The organism is Candidatus Fukatsuia symbiotica, from assembly GCF_003122425.1.
GTDB classification, from domain to species: domain Bacteria; phylum Pseudomonadota; class Gammaproteobacteria; order Enterobacterales; family Enterobacteriaceae; genus Fukatsuia; species Fukatsuia symbiotica.
In genome coordinates this window covers 1,429,424-1,447,015 of sequence record NZ_CP021659.1, presented here as the reverse complement: position 1 = coordinate 1,447,015, position 17,592 = coordinate 1,429,424, and the positions used below count along the sequence as shown (strand labels likewise).

At 45.3% G+C, this 17,592-nt stretch carries 11 protein-coding genes and 4 pseudogenes; all 15 read right to left on the bottom strand.

What is annotated here, in order from left to right:
- Positions 1-19: 19 nt before the first annotated feature.
- Positions 20-2,638, bottom strand: a complete 2,619-nt coding sequence (gene topA, locus CCS41_RS07260; RefSeq protein ID WP_072549608.1) for a type I DNA topoisomerase — start codon at positions 2,636-2,638, stop codon at positions 20-22.
- 76 nt (positions 2,639-2,714) lie between these two features.
- Positions 2,715-3,760 (bottom strand): annotated as a pseudogene (sohB, locus tag CCS41_RS07255) (protease SohB).
- Positions 3,761-3,780: 20 nt separating this feature from the next.
- Positions 3,781-4,719 (bottom strand): 23S rRNA pseudouridine(2605) synthase RluB, encoded by a 939-nt coding sequence (gene rluB / locus CCS41_RS07250; RefSeq protein ID WP_072549610.1) that lies wholly within the window; start codon positions 4,717-4,719, stop codon positions 3,781-3,783.
- Between the two features lie 168 nt (positions 4,720-4,887).
- Positions 4,888-5,508 carry an L-threonylcarbamoyladenylate synthase gene (locus CCS41_RS07245; protein WP_072549611.1) on the bottom strand — a complete coding sequence of 207 codons (621 nt, stop codon included), beginning with the start codon at positions 5,506-5,508 and terminating at the stop codon, positions 4,888-4,890.
- 17 nt (positions 5,509-5,525) lie between these two features.
- Positions 5,526-6,445, bottom strand: a pseudogene (gene rnm, locus CCS41_RS07240) (RNase RNM).
- Positions 6,446-6,633: 188 nt separating this feature from the next.
- Positions 6,634-6,861 (bottom strand): (Na+)-NQR maturation NqrM, encoded by a 228-nt coding sequence (gene nqrM, locus CCS41_RS07235; protein WP_072549613.1) that lies wholly within the window; start codon positions 6,859-6,861, stop codon positions 6,634-6,636.
- A 62-nt stretch (positions 6,862-6,923) separates the two neighbouring features.
- Complete coding sequence (locus CCS41_RS07230; RefSeq protein ID WP_072549614.1) at positions 6,924-7,955, bottom strand: FAD:protein FMN transferase; 1,032 nt, start codon at positions 7,953-7,955, stop codon at positions 6,924-6,926.
- 26 nt (positions 7,956-7,981) lie between these two features.
- Positions 7,982-9,205, bottom strand: coding sequence for an NADH:ubiquinone reductase (Na(+)-transporting) subunit F (nqrF, locus tag CCS41_RS07225; protein WP_072549615.1), 1,224 nt, complete (start codon positions 9,203-9,205; stop codon positions 7,982-7,984).
- Positions 9,206-9,231: 26 nt separating this feature from the next.
- Positions 9,232-9,828: an NADH:ubiquinone reductase (Na(+)-transporting) subunit E gene (nqrE, locus tag CCS41_RS07220; RefSeq protein WP_072549616.1), complete on the bottom strand. Its 597-nt coding sequence runs from the start codon at positions 9,826-9,828 to the stop codon at positions 9,232-9,234.
- A pseudogene (locus tag CCS41_RS07215) lies at positions 9,828-10,462 on the bottom strand (NADH:ubiquinone reductase (Na(+)-transporting) subunit D). The gene nqrE and the pseudogene CCS41_RS07215 overlap by 1 nt, the downstream one beginning before the upstream one ends.
- Positions 10,455-11,270: a Na(+)-translocating NADH-quinone reductase subunit C gene (locus CCS41_RS07210; protein WP_072549618.1), complete on the bottom strand. Its 816-nt coding sequence runs from the start codon at positions 11,268-11,270 to the stop codon at positions 10,455-10,457. The pseudogene CCS41_RS07215 and the gene CCS41_RS07210 overlap by 8 nt, the downstream one beginning before the upstream one ends.
- Positions 11,260-12,501 (bottom strand): NADH:ubiquinone reductase (Na(+)-transporting) subunit B, encoded by a 1,242-nt coding sequence (locus tag CCS41_RS07205; RefSeq protein WP_119797446.1) that lies wholly within the window; start codon positions 12,499-12,501, stop codon positions 11,260-11,262. Before CCS41_RS07205 ends, CCS41_RS07210 begins: the two co-directional genes overlap by 11 nt.
- 3 nt (positions 12,502-12,504) lie before the next feature.
- On the bottom strand, positions 12,505-13,848 hold the full coding sequence (locus CCS41_RS07200) for a Na(+)-translocating NADH-quinone reductase subunit A (protein WP_072549619.1): 1,344 nt from the start codon (positions 13,846-13,848) through the stop codon (positions 12,505-12,507).
- Positions 13,849-14,061: 213 nt separating this feature from the next.
- Positions 14,062-14,685, bottom strand: a pseudogene (gene lpcA / locus CCS41_RS07195) (D-sedoheptulose 7-phosphate isomerase); the annotation flags it as partial.
- A 33-nt stretch (positions 14,686-14,718) separates the two neighbouring features.
- Positions 14,719-17,592: a valine--tRNA ligase gene (locus CCS41_RS07190; protein ID WP_072549620.1), complete on the bottom strand. Its 2,874-nt coding sequence runs from the start codon at positions 17,590-17,592 to the stop codon at positions 14,719-14,721.

Here is a 17,592-nt window from a genome sequence, read left to right as displayed (position 1 = left end):
CCATCCTGTCCTCAATCCCTTACCTATTTTTACCCTCAACCCATTTGCCATCAATATAGAAAGCCGACCAAGAGGTTGCTTTACCCGCTTTCTCAGATGAAATATATTGCTGTTTTGTCTTACGGCTAAAACGGACCAAAGTCTTATTCCCTTCTTTATCGCTCACCGGGGCATCGGCCAGATAACGCAATTTTTCTGGTAAGAGATGTTTAAATCGCACCAACTCTTCTACCCGTGGTGCTCGGGTTTCCCGCGATTTAGGAAACGTATTAGCAGATAAAAATACACCGACAGCACCATCACGGAGTACGAAATAAGCATTTGATTTTTCACAGAGCAACTCCGGCAGAGGGATCGGTGCTTCTTTCGGCGGCGCCACTTCACCACTGCGTAAAATCTTACGGGTATTTTTACACCCATCACCGGTGCAACCCATGTATTTACCGAAACGACCTACTTTCAGGTGCATTTCCGCGCCACATTTTTCACATTCAACAATAGGGCCCTCGTAACCTTTAATACGGAACTCACCCTCTTCAATTTCATAACCCTCACACACAGGATTATTACCACAAACATGCAGTTTATGTTCTGTATCGATAAGGTAACTGTCCATTGCCGTGGCACATTTTTGGCAACGACGGCGTGCACGTAACGCATTGGTTTCAGCATGTTCCCCTTCCTGAACATTGAGGATCTCGGTTTCAGGGACCAAGTTGATTGTCGTTTTACAACGCTCTTTCGGCAGCAATGCATAGCCTGAACACCCTAAAAATACACCGGTACTGGCGGTACGGATCCCCATCTGGCGGCTACATGTCGGGCACGTAATCTGAGTCAACACTATGGCGTTCGGACGCATACCGCCTTCTTCTGGATCCTTTTCTGCCTCCGCCAGCTGCGCACTGAATTCGCTAAAAAACGCATCAAGCACTGTTTTCCATTCCGCCTGATTACTGGCAATCTGATCCAGTCTATTTTCCATCCGTGCCGTGAAATCATAATTCATCAATTCGTGAAAATTCGCTTCTAACCGATCGGTAACGATTTCACCCATTTTTTCGGCATAGAAACGACGGCTATCGACTCGGACGTAGCCACGTTCCTGAATGGTAGAAATAATGGAAGCATAAGTTGAAGGACGACCAATCCCCCTTTTTTCCAGCTCTCTTACCAAGGAAGCTTCATTGTAGCGTGACGGCGGTTTAGTAAAATGCTGATTTGGCCGCAATTTTTTTAAGTCTAATACACTGCCGACATCCACCACGGGTAAAGTACGATCTTCATCACCTTTACGCAACGCGGGCATCACTTTAGTCCATCCATCAAAACGCAACGTTCTCCCCTTGGCTCGCAGCCGATAATCTACCGCTTGAACAATGAGTGTGGTCGAGTCATACAGGGCAATGCTCATTTGACAAGCAACAAATTGACGCCAAATCAGTTGATACAGCTTCTGTGCATCCCCTTCCATATCCGTTAATTGTTCCGCCAATACATTAACATCCGATGGGCGGATGGCTTCGTGGGCTTCCTGAGAATTTTCCTTGTTATTATATTGATTAACGGAAGATGGCAGATAACGCTCACCAAAGTTAGCATGGATATAATCTCGCACCATCGTCAAAGCATCTTGACTCAAATTGGTGGAATCGGTACGCATATAAGTGATGTAACCCGCTTCATACAACCGTTGCGCCATCATCATGGTTTTTTTTACCCCAAAACCTAAGCGAGTACTGGCAGCCTGCTGTAGCGTCGAGGTAATAAAAGGAGCACTAGGTTTACTGCTAGTGGGTTTATCTTCCCGCTCCAACACCTTATATTGAGCATTTTCTAGTAATGTTACTGCGACATGTGTCTGTTCAGCATTAATAGGTTTGAATGCGTGATCCTGCGCGTGAGTGACTTCCATTTGGAGGATAACGCCACTTTGCGTTAACAATTCTGCATGAAGATCCCAATATTCTACCGGGACAAAGGCTTTAATATCACTTTCACGTTCAACCACCAGACGTACGGCAACAGATTGCACCCGTCCGGCAGACAGACCACGGGCAATTTTTTTCCACAATAACGGTGAAACCATATAGCCTACGACCCTATCCATAAAACGACGGGCTTGCTGGGCGTTGATACGATGAATGTTTAACTCTCCAGGCTGCTCAAAAGCCTGTCCGATCGCATTCTGAGTAATCTCGTTAAACACCACGCGACTAAAACGTTTGTCATCGCCACCAATAACCTCACGCAGATGCCAGGCAATAGCCTCTCCTTCGCGGTCAAGATCGGTCGCAAGATAAATGTGGTCCGCTTTTGCCGCTAACGATTTCAGTTCAGCAACCACCTTTTCCTTACCGGGTAAAATTTCGTATTGCGCTTGCCAGCCATGATAAGGATCGATCCCCATCCGGTTAACTAACGCTATTTTTTCATCTTTTTTAACTTTTTTCTTCGGCTGATCCTTTTTTGACGCTTTTTTTTCAGCCAAATCCGTATTTTTTTTTCTGCTTGATCCACCGGTCGGCAAATCACGAATATGACCAACGCTGGACTTAACTACATAGCTATTGCCTAAATACTTATTAATAGTTTTGGCTTTTGCCGGGGACTCAACTATTACGAGAGCTTTACCCATAATTACCTTCAATTATTTACCGTAATACCTAGGCTTTTATCCGCCCGGACTCTGCATTCTGGAAAGATCCCGTTTCTTACATCAACGGCTTTCCACTACGCTGCCACCAACGTAACAACAAACGATCAGCGCTTTGCGTGATGCTTTCAGTAATTCGATCAATTAACCGCTTGCGATGTTTATAAACTACACCGAAGACTTCATATTTATCCATTTCAGATATCAACAAATCATCACTGGTTCCAATAGCGTCTACCAGCCCCTTTTCTTTAGCCTGAGTACCAAACCAATGTTCACCAGTAGCGACAGCATCAATATCGAGAGACGGGCGCTGCTGTTGTACAAACTGCTTGAATAATAAATGGGTTTCATTTAATTCTTCACGGAATTTTTCTCGCCCTTGCTCTGTATTTTCACCCAATAGCGTTAAGGTACGTTTAAATTCACCGGCGGTATGCAGTTCAATATCAACGTTGTTTTTTTGCAACAATCGATGAAAATTAGGGATCTGTGCCACCACACCGATAGAGCCAATAATAGCAAAAGGGGCGGATACGATGCGATCGGCGACACAGGCCATCATATAACCGCCGCTGGCAGCAATCTTATCGACAACCACCGTCAGACGAATATTGGCATGACGTAAACGTGTCAATTGTGAAGCCGCCAAACCGTAGCCATGTACCACACCCCCGCGCTTTCCAGCCGCAACAATACCTGATCTTCTACTTTCGCTACTGCCAGTACAGCAGAGATTTCCTCTCTTAGTGAGGTGACCTCATGCGCGTCAACACTTCCATCGAAATCTAATACATACAAACAGGGTTTTGCCGCCACCATCGTGCCTGATTTAGCCTGTTGTTTTTTTAATTTTTGCTCAGCTTTTTGCTTTTTTTTAAATTCTTTATGCCAATTTTTTTGTTCCACGTCGGACATCCGTGATAACTGCATCTCACGCTGCATTTCCTTGTATTGCTCACCTAAATCAATCAGGCTCAGTTTGCCTCGATGCTCAGAATTGCGCTGCCCAAAACTAAACACAACGAATATCAGCGTGCCTACAGCGGCAGCAATAGTCACTATTTTGGCAAGAAAAAGCCCGTACATAGACATGAATTCCATAACTACTGCCTTGTTTTATTTTAGTGTGTGCCGACATTTTGACGATTGGAACTTCTCGGCGATGATCCGTGACGCCCTACCCTCTGAGTTATCCGCCCACTCTTACTGGCGGCTGTTTTTCCGCTGAATAGCGCATGGCGTTTCACTGAGCGGCGGATTTGACCGGCTTTCATCGGGCGGCGCTCACTCTCAATCGGCAATTTACTCAGGGTTTCAACCTGCAAACCTACTGATTCGCGCAAGTAGTTGATGGCTTGCAGATCAAGCTCCGTCCACCCCCCACGTGGCAAATTTTTAGGTAAAAGTATACTACCGTAACGAATACGGATCAGACGGCTTACCTGAACCGCTACTGCCTCCCAAAGACGGCGCACTTCGCGATTACGCCCCTCCGTCAAAGTAACGTTATACCACTGATTCAGCCCTTCACCTCCCTGAAAACTGATGGCACGGAAGCAGGCAAGTCCCTCTTCTAACTGTACACCTTGCCCTAACTGCTTGATTGTATCATCACCAATTTGACCAAAAACCCGTACTGCGTATTCACGCTCAACTTCGTGACTTGGATGCATCAAACGATTGGCTAACTCACCATCAGTAGTAAACAGCAGTAGACCCGAAGTATTAATATCCAAACGCCCCACCGCAACCCAACGCGAACCGCGTAATTTAGGCAGCCGATCGAACACCGTTGGTCGTGCTTTAGGATCATGGCGGGTGCATAATTCACCCTCAGGTTTGTAATAAGCAAGAACGCGGCATACCGTTTCTTGCGATTCAGTGATCGATAGCACTCGACCATCTAAACGAATTTTTGTCGACTGACGAACGTAGACGCGATCACCCAGTTTAGCCACCTTACCATCAACGCTAACACGGCCTTGCTCGATGATGCTTTCAATTTCACGACGGGAACCGTGACCGGCTCGCGCTAACACTTTTTGTAACTTTTCGCTCATTGAGCAACCTCTATGTCACCTTCACAGGCGTCGGGGGATAAAATTATCTAGCGTGCCATTCTACATTTATTTATCTGTTTTGCATTGATAATCATTAAACCTCTTTCGAAACCTACTGTATGATCTGTATTTCGAAAGAAGTCTACTGTTTAACAGATCGACTAGCTACTAGCTAAAAGGAGACAAATCGCCAGATCCTTCTCGGATCACTGTTGGGATAGACTCAGTCATATCAATCACCGTGGTTGGCTGCTGACCCAAGACACCACCATCAATAATTAAATCTACCTGTTTGCTCAGCGTTTCTTTGATTTTTTCTGGATCAGATTCAGCAAAATCGTTACCCGGTAACATCAAGGTGGTCGACATCAAAGGTTCTTGCAATTTATCCATTAATGCCAGGGCAATCGGGTTAGATAATACCCGTAAACCAATGGTTTTTCGTTTATCATTCATCAAACGCCGTGGGACTTCCTTCGTCGCTACTAAAATAAAAGTATAGTTACCCGGTATATTATTCTTTATTAATCTAAAGGCTCTATTATCAACCTGTGCATAAGTAGCCAGTACGGATAAATCACGGCATACCAGCGTAAAATTATGACTACTGTCGAGTTGCCGAATACGGCAAATACGCCCCATTGCATTTTTTTCTTCCAACCGACAACCTAACGCGTAACCAGAATCTGTCGGGTAAACAATCACTCCTCCTTTCTGTAAGACATCAACACAAAGCTTGATCAAACGTAATTGCGGGTTTTCTACGTGAATACGAAAGTACTGACTCATGACATACCTCATTATTTCTATTTTATATTGGACTTTACATCACTCGCCCAATCACGCCATATGGGTTCCACTCCTGAAGGTAGCCACAATTTACGTCCCAGTTCGATCCAAGCACAGGGCTGATGAAAATCAGATCCTTGCGAAGCTAATAAACTATAAGTTCGCGCATATCGCCCCAACAAGGCACGCTCATCAGGGGTTTGTTGACATTGTGCTACCTCTACACCATCGCCACCCTGTTCAGCAAAATGAGCGAATAACCGTTTTAACCATTTGCTCGAAAGAGGATAACACCCAGGGTGCGCCAACACCGCTTGTCCCCCCGATTGTGTAATAACATCAATGGCTTCTTCTATAGTACACCACTCAGGGGCACATAGCCGGTCTTACCCTTTACCAAATATTTTTTAAACACCTGTGCAACATTGGCTACCCTCCCCTGCTTTACCAAATAACGAGCAAAATGGCTACGCGTGATCTGTCCGCCATTCGCCAAACACTGCGCGCCCTGCCAGGCATTAGGGATATGTGCTTTTTCCAAAAGAACGCCGATCGCTTGAGCTCGTTGAGAACGCCGTTTCGCTTGTGCAACTAACAGCTTACACATGCTAGGATGAGAGATATCGATCCCCAAAGCAACAACGTGTATTTCATGGTGTTGCCATAAAGTAGAAATTTCTACCCCATGAATCAACCGTAGTGGCAATTTCTGCTGTTTAATTGCCACCTCGGCTTCGGTTAATCCAGCAGTCGTATCATGATCAGTGATAGCTAATACATCGACACCCATTGAGGCAGCACGCATAACCAATTCTGTTGGTGTCAATAAACCATCGGATGCCGTCGTATGACTATGAAGATCATAAAGTGTAAAAGCGGAAGGCGTCGCACTTCTTAAGATATTTTTTGTGCTGCTGTTGATCAAATGAACGTCCACATTTAAGTTACTTAGAGCCTGTTCGTGTTCAAAATTTCTTGTGCTCGCCGTGTTTGGGTCAAGTAATTCGTCAAAAACGCGCTCAAAATGCTCATTTATTCCTTTTTGTTGTATACAAAAGGTAAACTGTGCTTTCCCGCCCGTTTTTTCCTCGTCTGAGCACAGCGAAAAAGATTTGGAACAGGCTCTTACAAAATACGATACTGGGCCAATTTTTTTTCACGTGCAGCGGCCTGAACCCATTTTTTTTTGCGGATATCACAAGGTTCAGGGCAATCACAGACTTTCTCCATGCCTAACTGAGTCATACCACCACAACTGCCTTGTAAACTTTTACGGTTGACTAAATATCCTAACGACATCCCGGCTGTGATTAACAGAAAAAAAATAAAGGATACGATAAATAGTGTCAGCATTAATTTTTCTCCTAAACGCAAAATCCCTCGAGCCTGTTCGGCATCTTAAGGGATCAGCAACGTCAGCGTTTTTTTCCTAGATAAGGCTTAAAAGCCGTTGAATAACGCTCTTCAAATCCATTATCAGTTTTAACGATCATAAATACCGGAATATTCAGTAAATTTGCCAATTCCATACCACGCTGTGGCCCCATCACATCTAATCCAGTAGATAATCCATCAGCCGTCATACAGCTCGGATCCAATACCGTTATCGATACCAACCGATGGTTGATTGGCTGACCCGTAGTGGGGTCGATGGTGTGAGAATAACGCACACCTTTCTCTTCAAAATAATTGCGATAATCACCAGAGGTCGCAATCGACATAACACCCGGTTCAATGATTTCTTGTACACTTTGCCCACTGGCACCTGCATTAGGTTTCTCGATCGCAATGCGCCAAGGCTGATCCTTGCCATTATTGCCACTGGTGCGAATTTCACCACCAATATCCACCATATAATGATGAATGTTATTGGCTTCTAAATAATCAGCAATCACATCAACACCATAACCCTTAGCGATACCCGAAAGATCAACATAAAGTTCAGGGATAGTTTTGATCAATGCGTCTTTTTTCTGTTCTACTGCCAATTTATCGATGCCAACCCATGCACGGCGGTTTTCCAGTTCAACCTCCGTAGGCACTTTATCTGGTCGCCCTTCAGGGCCAAAACCCCAGAGGTTAACGAGCGGGCCTACGGTGACATCCAAAGCACCTTCAGTAATACGATTGATGCGAATCGCCTCACGTACCACCTTCGCTGTTGCCGCAGACACCGGAAAAGCGGTGTTTACCTGCCTACTTTGATTAAAACGACTTAACTCAGAACTCTGGCGGTAAGTTGACATCTGATCATTGACCCGCTCCAGTTGGCGATCAATTTCCTGCTTTAATAACTCAGGTGCGGGTGCTGACGGATCACTCACATATTTGATTGAGTAAGAGGTTCCCATCGTTTTACCCGAAAAATTAACCTGCTCGGGGTCACAGCCTGTTAGCAACAGTACATTTATCAGTATTATTAGAAAACAGATTATTTTTTTCTGCATGATTTTTATCAGTCATCCCAGCTTGATCAGCCACCAAAGTCATCGAGCATAATATTATCATCCTCAACACCCAAATTTTTCAGCATGTTGATAACCGCAGCATTCATCATCGGAGGACCACACATATAGAACTCACAGTCTTCCGGTGCTGGATGATTTTTTAGATAATTTTCTAGCAGCACATTATGGATAAACCCGCTGTAACCTGTCCAATTATCTTCAGGTAAGGGATCGGATAAAGCAACATGCCAGGTGAAATTATCATTTTCTGCCTGTAGTTGATCAAAATCTTGCTCATAAAACATTTCCCGCTTTGAACGAGCACCATACCAAAAGCTGATCTTTCTCCGGGAATGCAAGCGTTTAAGTTGATCAAAAATATGTGAGCGCATGGGTGCCATGCCCGCACCGCCACCAATAAACACCATTTCCGCATCCGTGTCTTTGGCAAAAAATTCACCAAAAGGACCAGAAATAGTGACCCTGTCACCCGCTTGTAATGACCAAATATAAGAAGACATGATCCCAGGGGGTGCTTCCGATTTGTTGGGTGGTGGCGTGGCAATACGGACATTCAACATGATAATGCCACGCTCTTGTGGATAATTCGCCATCGAATAGGCGCGCACAGCGGGTTCCGTCACCACTGATTGAAAACGAAAGAGATTAAATTTATCCCAGTCACTGCGATACTCTTCTTCTACCGAAAAATCAGCATAATTAACCTGATGGGGGGGCGCTTCAATCTGAATAAAGCCACCAGCACGGAATGGTACTACCTCGCCATCGGGTATTTTGAGTTTCAGTTCTTTAATAAAAGTGGCTTTATTATCATTAGAAATAACCTCACAATCCCACTTCTTAATACCAAAAATATCTTCCGGCAGATCGATCTTCAAATTCTGTTTCACGCTAACTTGGCAAGCCAAACGACAACCGGCTTTGGCTTCGCGTTTCGAAATATGAGACAGTTCAGTCGCAAGAATATCACCGCCGCCTTCTTTTATGGTCACGCGACACTGACCACAGGAACCCCCTCCACCACAAGCCGATGAGACAAAAATGCCATGACCCGCGAGCATATTAAGTAATTTATTTCCAGCAGGCGCGGTAAAACTTTTCTCGGCGTCACCGTTAATTTCTACCGAGATATCACCGGTATTCACCAATTTCGACTTGGCAAATAAAATCATTGCGGTCAATGCCAGTACGATCAGTGTGAACATCACGACGCCCAAAACGATTTCCATCAGTTATTCCTCAGCGAAAGCTTCCTTTATAAATTCACACCAGAAAAAGACATAAAACCCAACGCCATCAATCCCGTGGTGATAAAGGTGATACCTAGACCCTGTAAACCCGCCGGCACATTAGCATATTTCATTTTTTCACGGATCCCTGCCAGTGCAACAATCGCCAACATCCAGCCTATCCCCGAACCAAAACCATACACCACCGACTCAGGAAAGTTATAATCACGTTGTGCCATAAAGGAAACACCACCAAAAATAGCGCAATTCACGGTGATCAAGGGCAGAAAAATACCTAAGGCGTTATACAACGAGGGAAAATAGCGATCCAGTATCATCTCAAGGATCTGTACTAAAGCCGCAATCACACCAATAAAAGTAATAAAGTTGAGAAAACTGAGATCAACCCCTGCCACCAGCACCCCATCACGCAGCACCAGGTTATAAACCAGGTTATTGGCAGGTACAGAAATACCCAACACCACAGTGACAGCTATCCCAAGACCGAAAGCGGTTGAAACTTTTTTTGACACCGCCAAAAAAGTACACATGCCGAGGAAAAAAGCCAATGCCATATTTTCCACAAATACCGCGCGGACAAAAAGACTGATGTAATGTTCCATCATCCATTTCCCTTTTCAATCTGCGCCGGTTTGAACGTGCGTAAAGCCCAAATCAATAACCCAATAATAAAGAAGGCGCTAGGTGCCAACAGGAATAATCCATTTGGCTGATACCAACCGCCATTCTGTACAGTATCGAGTAGTGTCATGCCAAAGAGTTTGCCGGAACCTATCAGTTCTCGCACAAAACCGACAGCAATCAACACCACACCGTAACCCAGGCCATTACCGATACCATCCATGAAGCTTTCAATCGGGGGTGATTTCATCGCATAGGCTTCTGCACGCCCCATAACAATACAATTGGTGATAATCAAGCCAACAAAAACCGATAATTGTTTAGAAATTTCATAAGCATAAGCACGCAGGATTTGATCGACAACAATCACCAGCGAGGCAATAATCACCATCTGTACAATAATTCGTACACTATTGGGAATGTGATGACGAATTAACGAAATAAAAAAACTAGAGAATGCCGTCACTAACGTCACTGCCAACGTCATAACCACTGCGGTTTCTAGCTTAGTGGTAACTGCTAACGCCGAGCAAACACCAAGGATCTGCAAAGCAATGGGTTATTATCAAATAACGGGCCAAGGAGTACCCGCTTAATTTCTTGGTTATCAGCCATTTTTTAATACTCCTTTTCTCAAAACCCCTTGATGTACTTTTTTTAGAAACGGCCCAAAACCATTTTCACCCAGCCAGAAAACGAAGGTATTTTGCACTCCCTTTGAAGTAATGGTCGCACCGGATAAACCATCAATAGTGGAAGGATCGTCAGCACGAGCGCTACCCTTGACAATCCGAATCGCCGGTTGTTCTTGCGTATCAAACAACTTTTTACCGACCCACAAACGACGCCAAGCCGGATTCTCAACTTCCCCTCCCAGCCCTGGTGTTTCCCCTTGATCATAATAAGTAATACCGCTAACCGTTTGGCCATCTGGCTCTAGAGCAACAAAAGCGTACATCATTGACCATAGACCAGAGCCATACACCGGTAAGATAATTTTGCCTGTTTGGCCTTGTTGATTGCGTACCAAATAAATTTCCACCCTATTAGCACGACGTTTGATACCCGCGATATCTTGTTGCGCCGTTAGTGCGATACTTTTTTGATCATCACGCAACGCCTGTACCCGATCAAATTTTGCTGGATCGTCGTTAACGAAATCACCACTGGCTAAATCCAATAGGCGTGGCACAATGCGCGTCTTAAACAGATTGTTTACTGCCTCCTTGCTCATTTTGGGTTGTAACAAACCTACCACATCCAGAATGTTGCGTTGTTTATCCAGTAAACGTTGTGCCTGCTGCGTTGCTTTCAAACCAACGGCTGCTCCCGCCACAACAACAGAACACACTAGGCACAGCAGGATCACCACCATTAAGGTTTTGCCAATGCTGTCGTTATTTTTTACTTTATCATTCGCCACGGGCTTTCCTCCGCTTAATATTGGCCTGCACAACCATATAGTCAAATAACGGCGCAAACAGATTAGAAAACAGGATTGCCAACATCATTCCCTCTGGATAAGCAGGGTTAACTACCCTAATTAGCACGCAGAGCACACCAATCAACGCGCCATACCACCATTTTCCTTTGTTAGTAAAGGAAGCAGATACCGGATCGGTCGCCATGAAAATCATGCCAAAGGCAAAACCACCGAGTACCAAATGCCAGTACCACGGCATAGCAAACAGCGGATTGGTATCCGAACCAATGGCATTAAACAGATAGGCCGTCGCCATCATACCCAGCATTACCCCAGCGACAATCCGCCAGGAAGCCACACGAGCAAAAATGATGATGGCCCCCCCCATCAAAATCAGCAGAGTTGAAACCTCACCCGTAGAACCAGGAATGTTTCCTATAAAAGCATCCATCCAGCTAATAGGTTGTCCATTCACCGTATTGAGCAGACTTTGACCTCCATTAACGCTCCATTGAGAGAGGGGTGTCGCACCAGAGAAACCGTCAGCGGCATTCCATACCAAATCGCCGGAGATCTGTGCCGGATAAGCAAAAAATAAAAAAGCCCGTCCAGCCAGTGCCGGATTGATAAAATTACGGCCTGTACCACCAAAAATCTCTTTGCCGATCACGACACCAAAGGAAATGCCCAGAGCCGCTTGCCATAATGGTAAGTTCGGCGGCAGGATCAAAGAAAATAGAATCGACGTAACAAAGAAACCTTCGTTAATTTCGTGTTTACGGACAATGGAGAACAGCACTTCCCAGCATCCACCGACCACAAACACCACGGCATAAATCGGAAGAAAATAAACCGCCCCTAACAGCATCTTACTAATCCAGCCCGCATCCTCCACCAGCGATGCCCCTAACCCTTGCGCCAAACGATAATGCCAGTCTCCCGCAATCACCTGTTGTAATTGGCTATCACCGTAAAGATGATGTAAGGCAGGTATCGCCTGCTGACCAATATTATACATCCCCCAAAACATCGCAGGGAAAACCGCTAGCCAGACCAGAATCATCATCCGTTTTAAATCGATAGCATCGCGCACATGAGATGCGCCCGACGTTACTTTACCTTGTGTATAAAAAATGGTCGCCGCCGCTTCATACAGTGGATAATATTTTTCTAATTTGCCACCCGCTTCAAAGTGAGGTTCTATTTTTTCAAGAAAGTTTTTTAGCCCCATCAGTTATCCTTCCTGCTCAATTTTGTTCAATATGCCACGCAGCAATGAACCGTACTCATATTTTCCCGGGCAAACAAAGGTACATAACGCCAAATCTTCTTCATCCAGTTCCAGACACCCCAGAGCCTGAGCGCTGTCACTGTCACCAGCGAGTAAATCCCTCAGTAAATGGGTCGCCAAAATATCCAATGGCATCACCCGTTCATAGTTGCCAATCGGCACCATAGCGCGTTCACCCCCATTCATATTGGTTGAGAAAGCGAATAATTTATTTTTCAAGAAATGCCCCAAGGTGGTACGCGTAATCGAATATTTATCAACACCAGGCATCAACCAGCCAAAGAGTTCTTTCTCACGCCCTTCGAGTAATACTGATACTTGCTGATGGAAACGCCCAAGATAATCACAAGGGGAAGAGGCTTGGCTACCACTCAACACCGAACCGGAGATTAACCGGTTTTCGCCAGCTTTTAACTTGCCTGCGGTCAATTCGCATAAATTCGCGCCCAAGCGAGTGCTTAACAAGGTCGGCTGGTTAACCTGTGGCCCACCAAGTGCAATGACCCTATCCGTATACAGTTCACCCTGAGTAAAGAGTTTACCGATGGCAATGACATCCTGATAACCGATATGCCACACCCATTTGTTTGCGCTGACAGGTTCAAGAAAATGAATATGTGTCCCCACCAGGCCAGCAGGATGAACCCCAGAAAAGGTGTTGTAAGTGATCTGTGTTCCGCTATGTCCATTGAAGCTTTGCTCCACGGCATGACAAACATGAACCTTCCCTTCAGTCAGACGTGTCAGCACCTGCAAACCATGATTAAAAGCGTTAGCATGCAGCGCAATAATAACCTGAGGGTCTGCTGCCAATGGCTGAGTATCAATGGCGGTGACAAAAATAGCCCGTGGACGACTGTCAAGTCGAGGTGTTCGACTAAAAGGCCGAGTACGCAACGCCGTCCATAATCCAGATGCGACCAGGTTAGCTTGCACCTGCTGATAAGTCAGCTGAGGCAAATCGTTAATTTCGTAACGATCGAAGGAAATTTGCTCCTCACCTTCTACTCTGATCACCACAGATTGTAATACCCGACGTTCACCACGATGAATAGCGCTGATTTGACCACTGGCTGGAGCGGTAAATAACACTCCCGGATTTTTTTTGTCTTCAAACAGCGCTTGACCTTTTTTAACCCAATCGCCTGGCTGCACCAACATTGAAGGACGCATACCAATATAATCTTCGGCAAGCAGCGCCACATGATGAATAGCCGATCCATCTTGTATGACCTGAGCCGGTTTTCCAGCGATAGGCAAATCCAATCCTTTTTTTATTTTGATCATAAGGTTTGCACAATGATAATTTTATTAATGCTGCACAACGTAGAACCTATTTAGGTCCTGAAATGACACAGCAACGCAGAGATAAGATTCTACAGGATTCATTTAACCACGAGAGCTTTTTGAGCTTTAAGGGGGACGACATCACTGCTATTCCCTTAGGTTTATTGTAGAACTGGTTGCCCCATTCTTCCATTCAGCCAACTTATCCCATTTCTTCTTCATTTCTTCTTCAATCAACAGAATCAAGATATGTATCACTTTAATATGAATTTCTTGAATACGATCGGCATAACCCAAATGCGGCACTCGAATTTCAACATTGGCGGGTTGAGCCCTCTTCGCCATTTCACCCCCCTCTTTGCCGGTTAACGTAATGACTTTCATCTCTTTTTTTTGCGCCGCTTCCATAGCATTTATAATATTGATTGAATTGCCCGAAGTAGAAATAGCCAATAATACATCCCCTGCCTTACCTACTGCCTCAACGTAGCGCGAAAAAACATACTCATAACCCAAATCATTACTCACACAGGAAAGATGACTCACATCCGAAATGGCAATTGCCGCATAGCCAGGACGATCTTCGCGATAACGACCGGTCAGTTCTTCAGCAAAATGCATCGCATCACAATGAGATCCCCCGTTGCCACAGGAAAGTACCTTACCTCCCGCTTTGAACGTCTCCGCCAACAACACTGCTGCTTGCTGAATGGCATCAATATTGGCATCATTATTTAAGAAAATATCTAACGTATCAGCCGCTTGCTGGAGCTCCGCCTTAATTATTTCACGATACGCTGTTTGCTGGTGTTCAGCAGCAGTTAATTTATGGTACATAGAAACCCTTTCCGTTTGCTTTATGTTTTACAGTTATAACGCTGTAACAATGGCCTGTTGTGCCAACAGTTTTTCTTTGTCTTGTGCACAGGTGGCCAATCTTTCACGTTCTTTACTGACTACCTGCTGCGGGGCACGTGCCACAAAATCGGGATTAGCCAATTTTTCTGTGATACGTGTCATCTCAATGTCAATTTTTACCACTTCCTTCTCTAGTCGATCTAGCTCGTTAGTTTTATCGAGAAATCCGCTCATGGGGATCAAAATTTCGGCACCTGCCACCAATTTAATCACCGAAAGGGGCTCTTGATCGCCATCAGCAAGTAACCTGATCGAACTCAAACGGCCTAATGACAGGATCACGGGCTGATTTTCCTGTAATCGACGTTGAACTTCGTTGCTTGCTCCACGTAGCAGTAGCGCCAAAGGTTTAGCAGGAGCAATGCTCATTTCAGCACGCAGGTTACGTACCGCGATAACCACTTGTTTAATCCATTCCAAATCGCTCAGAGCTTGTTGATCGACCTGATGAATGTCAAATTGTGGAAAAGGTTGCAACATAATGCTATCAGCCGTGATCCCTCGTAGGCCTTTTACCCGCTGCCAAAGTGTTTCCGTGATATAAGGAATAATAGGGTGTGCCAAACGTAGTAGTGCTTCCAATACCTGAATCAGGGTATGACGGGTAGTGCTCAACTCAGCCCCTGAACCGCCATTGAGTATCGGTTTAGTCAGTTCGAGATACCAATCACAAAATTGGTTCCAAGTGAATTCATACAAAATATTAGCGGCTAAATCGAAACGATAGTTATCCAGTGCTTCGCGGTAGCTTTTCACGGTTTGATTGAATTCGGCGAGGATCCAACGATCAGCCAGTGAAGGCCTGTTTTCCTGGTTATCATCTTGAGTACAGGCTTTCCCGTTGATCAACACAAAACGGCTGGCGTTCCACAGCTTGTTACAGAAATTGCGGTAGCCGGCTAACCGTTTCATATCCCAGTTAATATCACGTCCAGTAGAAGCCAGCGCGGCTAACGTAAAACGTAGCGCATCGGTACCATGTGGTTCTATACCGTTGGGAAACTGTTTTTCGGTACGTTTGCGGATTTTTTCCGCTAACTGTGGCTGCATCATATTACCGGTACGCTTTGCCAGCAGATCTGCCAGTGAAATACCATCCACCATGTCCAAGGGATCCAGCACATTCCCCTTAGACTTGGACATTTTCTGCCCTTCATCATCGCGGATCAGGCCAGTCATGTAGACGGTTTTAAACGGCACCTGTGCTTTACCGCTATCATCCTTGATGAAATGCAGGGTCAACATGATCATGCGAGCGATCCAGAAGAAAATAATATCGAAACCGCTCACCATGACCGTACTGGGATGAAATGTTTTCAGCGCCGTGGTTTGTTCTGGCCAGCCAAGGGTAGAAAAAGTCCACAAACCAGAAGAGAACCAAGTATCGAGAACGTCATCATCTTGACGTAATTGCACATCATCAGCCAGTTGGTGCTCAAAACGCACTTCTGCCTGGTCACGCCCCACATAAACGTTACCTTGTTGATCATACCAGGCAGGGATACGGTGTCCCCACCACAGTTGACGCGAGATACACCAGTCCTGAATATCACGCATCCAGCTGTAATACATATTTTCATATTGCTTGGGAACAAATTGGATATCACCCTTTTCCACTGCTTCAATGGCAATTTTTGCCAAAGGCGCAGTACGAACATACCATTGATCGGTAAGCATCGGTTCGATCACCACACCGCCACGATCGCCATAAGGCACCGTCAACGCGTGGGCGTTAATTTGTTCCAGCAAACCCGATTGTTGCAACTCAGCGACCACCGCTTTACGGGCGCTAAAACGCTCCAACCCTTGAAATTGCAGTGGGATCGCCTGACTGTATTGCTCACTGATTTCACCATGTGTATCAAAAACTTCTGCCTGATCACGAATATTGCCGTCAAAAGTCAAAATATTGATCATGGGTAGCGCATGACGTTTACCCACTTCATAATCGTTAAAATCATGAGCGGGTGTTATTTTTACACAACCACTGCCTTTTTCCATATCAGCGTGTTCATCACCCAGGATTGGGATACGACGCCCCGTCAGCGGCAAAATGATAGTTTTACCGATGAGATCCCGGTAACGTGGATCTTGCGGATTGACCGCCACCGCAGTATCACCCAGTATGGTTTCCGGCCTGGTGGTCGCGACCACCACATAATCCTTACCCTCAACAGTTTTCACGCCATCCGCCAGCGGATAGCGCAGATGCCACATGGAGCCATTGCATTCACGGTTTTCAACTTCCAGATCAGAAATAGCCGTACGGAGTTTCGGATCCCAATTCACCAAACGCTTGCCACGGTAAATAAGATCCTCTTTATATAGACGGACAAACACGTCGGTTACCGCGTTTGATAGACCTGTGTCCATCGTAAAACGTTCGCGCTGCCAGTCAACAGAGTTACCCAGACGCCGCATCTGGTGGGTAATGGTGCCGCCAGATTCCTCTTTCCACTGCCAAATTTTATCGATAAAAGCTTCACGACCATAATCATGGCGTGTTTTACCTTCTTCAGCAGCGATTTTACGTTCGACCACCATTTGCGTGGCAATACCTGCATGGTCAGTACCCACCTGCCACAAAGTATTTTTACCTTGCATACGTTGGTAACGGATGAGGATATCCATAATGGTTTGCTGGAAAGCATGCCCCATATGTAGACTACCGGTAACATTCGGTGGTGGGATCATGATGCAAAAACTTTCCTGGCTGCTATCATCATTTGGCTTAAAATAACCTTGTTTTTCCCAATGTTTATAGAGCGGCTGCTCAATTTTTTGCGGATCGTAGATTGTATTGAGGGAATGATCGCTCTTTTCCAT